The sequence below is a fragment of the Ruegeria sp. G10 genome (assembly GCF_056533645.1).
This window is the reverse complement of sequence record NZ_JBQFOQ010000002.1, coordinates 589,871-602,137: the sequence shown is the minus strand read 5'-3', so window position 1 is coordinate 602,137 and position 12,267 is coordinate 589,871. Positions and strand designations below refer to the sequence as shown.

Genomic DNA, 12,267 nt, shown 5'->3' with positions numbered 1-12,267 from the left:
ACACGAAGACAATGGAACGTATTCAAACTGCCATCCAGAAAGCCCGGGAAGCCCGCCGTGTATCTGACACTGGCGACAAGGCACAGACGCCCGCCCCAACTCCAATAGAGTCGCATCAAGCCGAGGGTGCGACCGTTCAGCTCAGAGAGACGCCGTGGGCTGATCTACCCAAGTATGACTTGAAACCGAAGCAGCTGAAGCGGGCGCGCGTATTCGGTCATGAGGCAAACACGGATTCTGCGCCCTTTGACGTTTTGCGCACACGTATGATGCACCAGATGCAAAGCAATAACTGGCGTCGGGTTGCGATCACTTCACCTGGTTCTGCCTGCGGAAAGACAACTCTGTGTCTGAATTTGGCTTTCAGTTTCGCGCGACAGCGCAATGCGCGGTCAATGTTGATCGACCTCGATCTGCGCCATCCATCGGTTCACAAACTGCTGCAGATCGATGAATGCAACTTCGCCAGCGCCCTGGAAGGAGAAAGCCAGCCTGAAGATCACATTTTGTGTTACGAAGAAAAGCTTGCATTTGCGTTGAACAGCCATTCGGTCTCAGAGTCCGCCGAATTGCTTCAGGACAAAGACGCAGCCCTTGTCATTGATCGGATGGAAGAGCGGTATGATCCTGACATTATGCTGTTCGACACTGCCCCTATGTTGGCCTGCGACGACACGTTTGCATTTCTCGATCAGATTGATTGCGTTTTATTGGTGGCGGCCGCAGAAAGCACTTCGGCTGATGAACTTGAGAAGTGCAAGGACGAGATTTCGACGCGTTGCAATCTGCTCGGTGTGGTCCTTAACAAATGCCGCTATCTTGAAAAACTTGATAAGTACGGCTACTGAAGACGGCTCTCGTATCGGAGCTCTTCTTCAATGACGAGGGGTGTGCAGATGCCCGTACTGAGCTATCCGTCGGAATTCTGTGGCTAAGGTAAGCGATGATTTGCTGTCCGCTGATCTCCGACAAAAAAGAGATCAGATATATCGAAACAGAAAACAACAGCGCCGATTTCAACACGGAAGTCACCCTCGAAGCGTTGAAAGACGATACGGTGCTGAGTCTGATGGTTATATGCCAGAGCTATAATCAGTTCCTGGGAACCCCATCTTGGGCGTCCACCAAATGACCTGACCTTCAAGCAACGACGTCCACCTGGTCAATCGCACGCGGATCAGGCGGCTGGTGCATTTGATGGGTCTGATGCCTACTAATCAAAAGCCCCACACCAGCGGGCCCGCCAAACGACACAGGACTTAGCTTCATATGCGCAAAGAGCTGTGCATGACGCAGCCCACTCAAGTTCGGGTATCGGGCATTACCTACATCCGCATGTTGAAGACTGTATCGGGACACCGAATGAGGCCATGGCGCATATGGCGCGCGCATGATCATAAACTCGGATCACAGTAACCAGTACCCATCATTTGCTTGGAAACAACGGTTATGCCAAGCCACTGCCCGCGCCATGGACGGTCAAGCGCGTTTCTTGGACAAAGCTCTTGGGACCGAGTTTGGCGATCTATGCAACATGAGTGCGTTTACCCGCGCGCTTCGGAAGCAGGATTGGATTTCCGCGCGGGAAACGCAATGAAGGTTGAGTTCTGCAATCTTTAACAACCGAGTAGCGATCACTACCGAAAACATCCGAGCGGGTTTCATGGGAGGGAGAAAGATGAAATGCAACCCGCTCTGCAAAGGCAGTCGGTAGCTCCATATATGCTCAAACCTATCGCGACCGAGGATGGGAACTCACAGTGGAGCTTTGGTCCATAGGACATATCTTTCAGCGCTATGGTCAACGAGTTAGGCGCGCACGCAATGCCTGCCAGAACAGATTGGGCATAATCACAAAACACCGCCCATATCGTGCAGCTAGTCGTCCCGGATTGTTGGCCATGCGCCAGAGCCATTCCAAAGCCAGTTTGCGAACCCAGAATGGCGCGCGGGCCTGGCTGCCCGCGATGAAATCGAGGCCTGCGCCAATTGAAACAAACCCACAGTCCTGTACAATTTGCGCACCTCTCGCCGCCAGTATTTCCTGCTTGGGCGCCCCAAGCGCCAGAAAACAAAGGCGCGCTCGCGCTGCTTTGATTTCCTCAAGGTAGTTGGCAACCTCGGCCCCATTGGGATCAAGTCCGAAAGGCGGCGCGATCTTTGAAACCACACGCAGCCCTGGGTTATCTCTTTCCAGTTGATCCGCCGCCCGGTCCAGAGTGCTTTGTGTTGCACCTAATAGCGCAATGGGTACGTCATGCTGCGCCGCCAGTTTTGTCAAAGGCTGAATTAGGTCTGAGCCTGGCATTAGTTCAATCAGGCGCCCCGCGAGGCGCGATAGCCAGACAATCGGATTGCCGTCGGCAACGACGTGACTATGCGCAATATAGGCTGAATGGAATTCATCCATCTGACGCATCTTAACGATATGGTCCAGATTAAGTGTGGCCAGAGTGAAACCCTGCCCTTGGTTCCAGCAATTGGTTATGCTCTCAAAAAGCTCGGTCTTCGTAGATTGATTAACCAGCGATAAAAACTCGGGCATTCGTGCCGAATGATGCGTAGCGATATCAGTTTCGGAGTCCACAAAAACAAATCCACAAATGTTGAACAATGCAATTTGGTGGCTGAGCGACACCGCGTTGTCTATTGTTAGCTTCCAGTTATTATTTGCCCAATCACAAAAATCGTTCGTCGCGGTGTTTTGCATTTGATAGGACGCATCAGTCAGTTCCCGTTCTCAATGACTTGAGCAAAAACAGGTAGTAATTGACTATAGCGAACGATTTTCCCGCGTTTCGGGTGATTCAGTCCAGTCTGTACATGACGATTCTATGCAGAACTTAATGAAGTTTAGGGCAAAACGGGGCTCCAAATGGGCTGAAATGGCGGAAAAACCGGGACTTTAGATATAAATTCGGCGGAAAATTGGGCACGCTCGGCAAGGTCTCGCTTGCTGGAATGACATTCAGAATTTCTGGGTTGTGGGTAATTAGCCCCCTGAGTATCCCATTGTTCAGGGATGGTGAACTAGTGCTTCGTTGAGTTCAAACGACCATGATTCTCGGGACTTACGGGTCGCGAGGCCACAATAGGATGTTGTGTAAGAGATGGCTATCAGCAAGGCACCAACTGCCAAAACAATCAACGTGATATCGCGAACATTAGCCGTTCCTTATCAATTGCGCCCTCAGAATAGACACAATTCTGCCGCGGACATGGTCGCTTGCCAGACTCCCGCCGCACTTTCGCCTTGGTGCCTCCGTACCCCGTAAGTCACCACCACATCAATTGGAGCCAAATCCGGCTTTAGTTACCTGAACCAAGGATAACGTTATGAGCAGTATCGATATTCGCAATTTCGGGATCCCAAACCAGGGTTTGGGTTTCGTCGCAGAATATTACGTTTTGCCTCAGTGGGTTTCAAGCCTGAGTGAGATTGATTTCGACCTATCGCCCGATGCGGTCGAGATCGTCACGGAACTGAACGCAGAGAAGTCTTATGACGCTTTCTGGGAAGGGGGACCGACGGACTCCTTTGCTGCGCGTTACACAGGCAGCCTTAATGTGATTGAGGACGGTCTCTACACCATCCATCTGACGTCGGATGACGGTTCAGCGCTTTATATTGATGGCGAGTTGGTCATTAGCAATGACGGCAACCATTCCGATCGGCTGGTTCCCGTTACGCTAGATCTTCGCGCGGGCATGCATGACATCGAAATCCGCTACTTCGAAAGCGGCGGAGCGCAAACTCTTAAGCTGGAATGGTACGGGCCCGATACTGACAATACGTTGCAGTTGATCGACTCCAGTGTGGTAAACTATTCATTGCCCGCCGACTCTACTGTTACAGATGCAGAAACCGAAGTCTTATCGGTCAGCTCAGAAGCAGCACCGGAGGCAAACCTGGGTCTTGAAGCAAAATTCTTCAAAATCGGGCGCGGTGATACGAGCCTAGACAAGATCGATTTTGACGCCGAACCGATCGCTGAACAAATCTTGACCGAGGTTGATTACAAGAAAGGCAAAAAGGCGTGGTGGGAAGATGGCCCGCGCAACCGTTTCGCCGCTGAGATCACAGGTCAGCTGAATGTCGAAACTGCAGGTGAGTATACGATTTATCTGAAATCGGATGATGGGTCGACTTTGTCTCTTGATGGCGAGCAGATCATCGACAATGACGGGCGACATGCAACCACCGAAATTCAGGAAACTCTTTTCCTGACTGCAGGCTCCCACGATCTTGAGCTTTTGTATTTCGAATACTCGGGTGCACAAACGCTAAGGCTTCGCTGGAGCGGCCCGGACACGGGTGGCGTTAAAGTAGCGATTAGCGGTGACAGCCTGAGCCATGGCATGCCGCCCAATGATTCTGGTGAAGGTCAGGACGACCCTGTCTCGACTGACGATACAGACCACGGCGGCCATGACGGCACAGATGACACCGATACTACGGACGACACAGACCACGGTGGACATGACGGTTCCGACACCACAGATGACACCGGCGCCACGGACGACACAGACCACGGTGGGCAGGACGGTTCCGAAACCACCGATGACACCGACACCACGGACGATACAGACCATGGTGGGCAGGACGGTTCCGAAACCACCGATGACACCGACACTACGGACGATACAGACCATGGTGGACATGACGGTTCCGAAATCACCGATGACACCGGCACCACGGACGACACAGACCACGGTGGGCAGGACGGTTCCGAAACCACCGATGACACCGGCACAACGGACGATACAGACCACGGTGAGCATGACGGTTCCGAAACCACCGATGACACCGGCACCACAGACGATACAGACCACGGTGAGCAGGACGGTTCCGACACCACCGATGGTCAACCGGCACAAAACCGAGGTCTTGCAGCGCAGTATTTTGTGTTGCCAACGGCAGCTTGGAGCCTGGCGGATATCGATTTCGACTCAGCACCTGACGCTACGGGCTCAGTTTCAGAACTGAATTTCCATAGCTCTAACGACCCTTTCTGGGAAAGCGGTGTACAGGATGAGTTCGCAGCCCGCTATTTTGGCACACTGAATGTAGCCACAGCTGGAACCTACACGATTTATCTGACTTCTGATGATGGCTCGGCACTGTACCTAAATGGCGAGCAGGTCATAGACAACGATGGCGCGCACGCGGGCGTAACCGTTCCGGTCACCCTTGATTTGGAAGCGGGTGAGCATGACATCGAAATCCGCTATTTCGAAATTTGGGGCGAGCAAGTCCTCAGATTGGAATGGAATGGTCCTGATACAAACGGGCTCACCGAGGTTATCTCGGGCGATAGTTTGGCGCATCCGGCGAGCGGCCAAGACGACACAGACCATGCTGGCCATGACGATACCGAGACCACCGATGGCGCAGATACCACGGATGGGACCGACCACGGCGGTCATGACGGCACCGACGACACCGATACCACGGACGACACAGACCACGGTGGACATGACGGGCCCGACACCACAGATGACACCGGCACCACGGACGATACAGACCACGGTGGGCATGACGGTTCCGACACCACAGATGACACCGGCACCACGGACGACACAGACCACGGTGGGCATGACGGTTCCGACACCACAGATGACACCGGCACCACAGACGACACAGACCACGGTGGGCATGACGGTTCCGACACCACAGATGACACTGGCACCACGGACGATACAGACCACGGTGGGCATGACGGTTCCGACACCACAGATGACACCGATACTACGGATGGGACGGACCACAGTGATCACGGCAATCACGGCGATGGTGATCAAGTAGATCACGGCGGTGCAAACATGCCGGGAACGATCCCTGAACCGACCAGCCTTGAAGAATATGATGCCTTTGTCGCGGCCGTGATGGCGGAACCGAATGCGCATGCTCATGGCGGTGACGAAAGCATGGCCACTGAGCACGCGGAATTGCTGGATCTTGTTCCTCGCTCAGAAGCAACCCATGTCGCCGTGTCCGACGGCGACTGGTTTGACCCCAACACTTGGCATGAAGGTCGTATACCGGACGCGGGAGCCAATGTGCTGATCCCGAAGAACATCGCGGTACGCTATAATGGCGAAAGTGATGCCTCGCTGTTCACGGTTCGTGTTGATGGTGGGCTTTCATTCGCGCCCGATATTGACAGCCTTATGGTCGTCGACACGTTGGTTGTCGATACATCAGGCCGGCTTGAGATTGGCACTGCCGAGAACCCGATTGCTGCAGATGTGAACGTGGATATTGTCATTGCAAATAATGGCGATATTGACGTCAACTGGGACCCGTCCTTGCTGTCGCGCGGCGTAATTTCGCACGGCCAAGTCGAAATTCATGGCGCAGAGAAAGATGCCTTCCTGCGTGTCTCGGAAGCGCCAATGAGCGGGGACTCCTCCCTAAGCTTGTCCGAGGTGCCCGATGGTTGGCAAGTGGGCGACAAGCTGGTCATCACCGGCACACACAAGACCGGTCATACCGGCACCGCTGCTGGCCATATCGAAAGCCAGGACGAAGAGATAACGATCACCGCAATCAATGGCAACCAAATCACATTTGAGCCTCCACTCGAACATGATCACGATACGCCGCGTGAGGATCTTTTTGCCTACGTGTCTAACATGTCACGCAACATTACCATCTCGAGCGAAGATGGCGACGCCACTCAGACGCATCATCGTGGGCACGTTATGTTTATGCATAACGACGATGTTGATGTGCGTTACGCAGCATTTGAGGATTTGGGGCGAACCGACAAATCGACGCCCGCCGCGCTCAGCACTGATGATCTGGCGGTCGTAGAACCGGACAGCAATATTCAAGGTCGTTATTCCGTTCACTTCCACAGAACTGGAACGGCAGACCAGGGTGACCCGGCGATGGCCGTCGGGAACGTTGTCGACGGATCTCCTGGCTGGGGTTTCGTGCATCACTCCAGTAACGCGCACTTCACTGACAACGTCGCCTTTGACATTTTCGGCGCAGCGTTTGTGGCAGAAGCCGGGGACGAAACCGGTGTCTGGCTCCGCAATATGGCAATCAATGTTGAAGGCACCAACTGGGGTGATTGGGAAGTAAAAGATGGGGCACGCGTTGTAGCGCAGGATACCGGCCATACCGGGGACGGTTTCTTCTTCGCTGGGCGTCTGGTGGAGGCTGCTGAAAACGTCGCAGCCAATACCAACAACGGCTTTGTCTGGATGCACCGCAACAGCAAAGAGAACCCGCTTGTTGATAACTTGGATCACCCTGAGATCGGATATGGCGGGTCAGACGAGATCCTGAACAACCATGCGCCAATTCAGGGTTTCCGTGACAATGAAGCTTTTGGGACAAATACGGGCATCATCGTTATCAAGGACACGCCGTCGCAGGAGACTCATGAGATCAGATCGGTATTTGACGGGTTTCTGAACTGGGAAACCGCCACAGGTGTGAACCTGAGCTATACCGCGCACTACACGTTGATAGACTTTGATCTTATCAACACGACTGATCGGATTGGCGATGTTAATCACTATGGGGTGATACTGGGCAACAACACCACTGACATGGTGTTCAATGGCCTGCGCACCGAAGGCTTTGACGTCGGCGTCGACATGGAATGGGATCCGCATTGGAATCTTCCGGACGAAGACATTGCGCATGTTCTGATCGATTATGAAGGCATAAACAATCAGATCGACCTTTTCGGCTTTAATCCCAACCAACACCAGTTGCTGACGTCGGCCGACCTTACACCGGGCCGGATGGAGTTCATCCATAATGGCGATACCAGCCTTGCCTTGGGTGAAAGCTTCAGTTTTGACGGGATCAAGACCGACTCGATCGGAACCCGAGACCGCGCCTTGTCACAGGACCCGCTGGAGCTTGATTTCTACGATCACATTATCCACATCATCTCGGAAGACGGGTATTATTCGACGTCGGATGGTAGAAACGTCATACTTATCGACGATTTCCTCGCCGATCGTGCCACTGGTGAACTGACTAGGATCACACATGTTGTAACGCTGGAAATGAGCCATGAAGAGCTGGCGAACAACTGGATGATCAATAACTATGCTAACGGTGCCAGATATAATGGTGTGATCGATCTGGGTGGATCAGCCCCGGTCGCTCGTGACGACAATTTCTCAACCAGCGTTGGTCAAGGAATCGTAGTAGATGTACTAGCGAATGACTCTGATGCAGAAGACGCTGTTCTGAATGTCAGCGGTTTCACCGACCCAGAGTATGGCGATGTCTACATGCAGGAAGATGGAAGTCTACTATACCAACCGAATCTCGGCTACGAGGGGGTGGACACCTTCGACTACTGGGTTGCGGATTCGTCCGGGCAACTGAATGAAGCAACGGTGACCGTTGAGGTCTTTGACCTTTGACACAGGCCTTTTGCCGCGAGCGTCATAAGACTAGTTAAGTAACCACATACCCCACCGCTTCTAAAGGCGGTGGGGTATTTTGTCCGTCGTCAGGGACTTTAGGACAGATCGTAGCGTGATCTAGGGTCAGGACCGATTGTTGTTTCATAGCCAGAATATGACAGTGGCGGCGAGAGCGATTGCGGAGAGGGGTACCTTGGGACACCTGTCATAGCGGGTTGCCACACGCCACCAATCCTTGAGTCTGCCGAACATAATCTCGATCCGATTGCGCCGTTTCTAGCGGCGTTTGTCCTATTTGACGGTAGCCTTGCGTTGCTTCCGACCAGGGATACATGCGCGTATCCCTTTGTCTTTCAGGGCTTCGCTGAACCAATCGGCGTCGTAGCCTCGATCTCGGAGCAGCCAGTCGACATTGGGCAGACTGCTCAAAAGAGCCTTTGCACCGACGTAATCACTCACATGCCCGGCGGTAACAAAGAGGTTCAAAGGTCGCCCTTTGCTGTCACAGATGGCGTGCAACTTGGTATTCATACCGCCTTTGGTTCTGCCAATCAGGCGACCGCGTCCCACCTTTTGACGCCCAAACTGGGCGCTGTGCGGTGGGCTTTCAGATAGGTGGCGTCGATCATGATCGTCTTCTCTTCGCCATGCTAAGCGGTCAGACCGACCATCATCTGGGCAAAGATGCCTTTGTCACTCCATCGTTTCCAACGGTTGTAAAGGGTCTTGTGCGGCCCGTATTCCCTGGGCGCATCCCGCCACCGTAAACCATTGCGATTGATGAAGATAATCCCACTCAACACACGCCGGCCATCCACACGAGGCTTGCTGTGGGACTTGGGGAAATAGGGCTCCAGACGCACCATCTGTGCATCGCTCAGCCAGAAAAGGTCAGACATATCGTCACTCGTCTTTCGAACGGTGGATCATGCCGAAAAGCGGAAATCAATGGTTCCTGACCCTAAGGACGCGCTGCGCCTCCAATTGTAAATCAACAGATATTAAGGTTAACAAACCTCACCATCGCGCCATGCCTTAGCTGCCTTGGCAAAGTGTTTGGCACGACGCTCAAAAGTTAACTCGAAGCAATGCTCACGCGCGAAGTCGCGACCATGACGCGCGGATTCAACCAGCAATTCGCGATTACGATCAAGCTCTGCAATCTTATCCGCTAAACCTTCGGCATCGCCCAAAGGTCTGGCAAACCCACTTCTGGCGTGCGATGCGATGCCTCGAAAAGCTTCGTTGGCAAAGCCGACGATCGGCACGCCGCAAGAAAACACCTCTGAATAAGTGCTCGAAGGGTCACCTTGTGGGTGGCAACTGACGAATAGATCTGTCTCGGACTTTAGCATAGGCACCCAGCCCGAAACGAAGTCCAGGGGACGGTGGATGGTCACCCGGTCGTCGACACCGTTTCGTCGGATGGCGTCAATAAGACGGGCTTCTTCCGGCCCAGCGCCATAGATTTTGAATTGAAAGTCGACACCACGATCGACCAGACCACGCGCAACACGCGGTAGATGCAGCACCCCTTTCATAGGCACGAAACGCCCGCCAAAAAGCAGGCGAATTGGTTTTCCCGCGCGCAGCGCCTCCGCCTTCTTTGCAAGCTCGTCATCACTTGCAACATCAGACTTTCGAACCCGATTATCAAAAAACAAAAACGCATCCTGCCGGATCGGTCGATAAGCATCGTAGATTGGTACACCGTTGCATTGTAGGCCTGCAACAAATCCGAGCAATTCCCTGCGCGTGCGTTCAGCGTTCCATATCCATAGTTTGCGACGCATCTTCCTGAAAAAGCTAGCACGCGTAGCGTCAATAATTTGAAACTCGGTTCTCAGTGTGTACTCACAGACATGGATCACGGGAATCCCATTATCGAAACACTGGCGCGTAAGCTCTGCCTGACTCGGATCAAGAAAACCGACTACAGCGCCCGCACCTTTTATGCGCTGAATAAGATCAGCCAATGCCCGAGGACGCTCTTCAACCCTTGTATCAGCGTTTTCATCGGGTTGGATTTCGACATGGTCCATGTCGGATGATGCCGTTGGAGACACTTCAATAAGAGTCGTCACTTGACCATCCCAGTGCTTGGCGTATTCAGCCGCGCCGTCAAGATACTTTTGGGTCAGGACCAGCCCGCCATTGGTGCCGCGATGGGCCTTCAAAACAGGCAACAAGATAAGTTCATTTGGATCGGCGCGGGAACTCAAGAAATCTATTCCTGTATCCTGTCGAAACAACAATGAGCGGCTGCTAGTCTCTTAGCAGCGAGGTGGTCTTCTAGAAACAAAAACAGTACTTTTTTGCACATGGGTTGCTTTATAGAGGGTCGCAGAGCCATAGCTCCTGGCTCGGTTATGCCTTCCACAGGCATGAGCATTGTTGGTGAGTTACGTTAGCATTCAGTAGCACCTCCTGCGATATAGTCACATAAACCGGAAATCGCCGTTGCATCCAATAAGATGTTGGCAAGTTTTCATGGTCACTGATCATGGCTGTGTTTAAAATCTCGATGCTCCTCAAAGACACCTTCGGCGAAAAATGCCCCATATGTTCATGCGCACGTAATGAGGGAACGCTTTGAACCGGAACGGCACTGGCAGAACGAAATCATGGCAAGGATCGAGGTTACAATGGTGCTTGGTACCGTATTGGACCTCGTTATCTGTTTGAAAGTCGCTTCCCAGAACAAGATCAGAAAAAATAGTTCCCAATGTCCTCTACAAGTTCCAGGGCGTACTGATCTGATACCTCCTACACGACCTCCGTCAGATTTGATTTTGTCAGGACTATTTGGAGATCTTCATGGATTTGATCGTCGCTCAATTTTGCTACGTCCTTGTGGCAGGGTATGTTTAAGACGCGGCTAAAAATGTTGATGGCATTGGGGCGCGGTGCGGCTGGTATGTAGTATTTTTGCAAAGTCAGATGACGGGCAAGCGCCAACCGCTCATAAGGGACCTCATCGGGCGCCAGAAAAGGGATGCTGGTCAGAGGGATATTCGTAGCCGGGATATGCAGCGGCTGAAGGCCCAAACCTGATGCAATCCCGATTATGCGATTGCGCTGTTCAATCGAAGGGGGTCCCCAGCTTCCGATGCTTTCGATACGGTCGATCAGAAAGGCGCAGGCGACGTCCGATGTTTTGCAATTGCCCACCCAATAGGCACTGTCGTCCAAATCCAAGCCATAGCTGATCAACTCGACCAAACGCGCTGCTTGATCCTTCGGGAGGATCGCCAATCCTCCCTCGCCGAAACCATAGGGTTTGGTGTGATGAAGACTTATCGCCTGCCATGGTATGTTGGGCAGTTCGGTATGAAACCCGGATGCATTATCTAGCAGCAGCCGTTTGCATAAGCGATGCGCTAGCGCTGTATAAGCCGAAAAATCCTGATACAGACCAAAAGGATTGGTCACTATGATACCATCATAGCTAACCGGGTCTAACGCTTCTAGAGCATGGAGATCCAGAAGCCCTTTGTCATCGCAATCAAGAAACAGAACATCATTAAAACGCCCACGACCCAGGTTTTGGAATGTATATGCTGAAGCAACCCATTTCATGCGACGGCCCGCCCGAGCTGACTGGAGCGTTGCTAGTGCTTCCAGAGCCATACCGCCATTGGCCATTGGAACGACGTCCCAAGTTTCAGGCAGGCCGACATGATCTACACAAAGCTCGCGCAAGGCGTGATACAGCGGTCCCTGATTTGCCCATTGGCTTTGATTGGCGCATGCCTGAAGTAGTTCGGATATCCGGGCCATGTTCGGCTGTTTTTCTTCAACAAACAGTACTTCGCGACCACGCATCGAGTCATCCCACAATAGAAATGCTTGTGGATGCTACCT

Annotated in this window: 5 protein-coding genes and 1 pseudogene; 2 read left to right on the top strand and 4 right to left on the bottom strand. The window is 52.8% G+C overall.

The annotated features are described in order from the left end of the window. Positions 1-11: 11 nt before the first annotated feature. Positions 12-848: a CpsD/CapB family tyrosine-protein kinase gene (locus tag ACR0KM_RS06495; RefSeq protein ID WP_480821163.1), complete on the top strand. Its 837-nt coding sequence runs from the start codon at positions 12-14 to the stop codon at positions 846-848. Between the two features lie 953 nt (positions 849-1,801). On the opposite strand, the gene ACR0KM_RS06490 is transcribed toward ACR0KM_RS06495, so the two are convergent. After that, positions 1,802-2,710: a WecB/TagA/CpsF family glycosyltransferase gene (locus ACR0KM_RS06490; protein ID WP_480858406.1), complete on the bottom strand. Its 909-nt coding sequence runs from the start codon at positions 2,708-2,710 to the stop codon at positions 1,802-1,804. A gap of 626 nt (positions 2,711-3,336) precedes the next feature. On the opposite strand from ACR0KM_RS06490, the gene ACR0KM_RS06485 reads away from it, so the two are divergent. Beyond that, a complete protein-coding gene (locus tag ACR0KM_RS06485; RefSeq protein ID WP_480858404.1) occupies positions 3,337-8,400 on the top strand; it encodes a PA14 domain-containing protein in 5,064 nt (1,687 codons plus the stop codon). A 144-nt stretch (positions 8,401-8,544) separates the two neighbouring features. On the opposite strand, the pseudogene ACR0KM_RS06480 reads toward ACR0KM_RS06485, so the two are convergent. The 3 genes and pseudogenes from ACR0KM_RS06480 to ACR0KM_RS06470 form a co-directional block, all read right to left on the bottom strand. Beyond that, positions 8,545-9,302, bottom strand: a pseudogene (locus ACR0KM_RS06480) (IS5 family transposase). A 108-nt stretch (positions 9,303-9,410) separates the two neighbouring features. Continuing rightward, the gene (locus ACR0KM_RS06475) at positions 9,411-10,625 is read right to left on the bottom strand and encodes a glycosyltransferase (protein ID WP_480858402.1); all 1,215 of its coding nucleotides are present in this window, start codon (positions 10,623-10,625) and stop codon (positions 9,411-9,413) included. 544 nt (positions 10,626-11,169) lie between these two features. Continuing rightward, positions 11,170-12,228 (bottom strand): DegT/DnrJ/EryC1/StrS family aminotransferase, encoded by a 1,059-nt coding sequence (locus ACR0KM_RS06470; protein WP_480858401.1) that lies wholly within the window; start codon positions 12,226-12,228, stop codon positions 11,170-11,172. Between the last annotated feature and the right edge of the window lie 39 nt (positions 12,229-12,267).